The 588-nt window shown below is 65.5% G+C and carries 1 protein-coding gene; it reads left to right on the top strand.

Annotated elements, in window-relative coordinates; translation table 11 throughout:
• On the top strand, positions 1-588 hold a 588-nt coding region (locus tag OK17_RS20490; RefSeq protein ID WP_461418573.1), incomplete at both ends, for an HNH endonuclease signature motif containing protein.

Genomic DNA, 588 nt, shown 5'->3' with positions numbered 1-588 from the left:
TCTCGCCGGGGCACCAGGGATCGGTTGGGTAGACGGCCACGGTGTCATCACCGGAGAACACGTCCGCGACCTCGCCCAGCGACCCGACGCAACCGTCAGACCAGTCACGCCGGTCCGCACCGCACCGACGCGCGTCGTCGCAGAGCGGCCGACAACAAAGACTTCCGACGATCCGGATAGCCCCGTCGAGCCGAGATCGGCCAATGCCCCGCCGGCAGACATGGTGATCGTCTATCCCGGTGCACAATCGGCCGATCCGTATCGACCCACCTCTGCGTGCTCCGACTTCGTGCGGGTCCGGGATGGTTACTGCACCGAACCCGGTTGCGGATGTTCGGCTTTCGACTCCGATCTCGACCACGTCACCGAGTACGACCGCACCAGCCCCGCACAAAGCGGCGCGACGTCGAGCGAGAACCTCAATGCCAAGTGCCGGTTGGGGCACCTGCACAAGACCTTCGGTGACTGGGTCGATGTTCAGTATCGCGACGACGGCCGCCTGGTCACCGAGTACCGCACGCCGGAAGGGTTCGTCATCCCCGGGGACGCCGAAACCCTCGAAGACTTCTTCCCCAACCTGCGGCGCAT

It is taken from the genome of Gordonia sp. GN26 (genome assembly GCF_054823965.1).
This window is presented reverse-complemented; position numbering and strand designations above follow the sequence as displayed.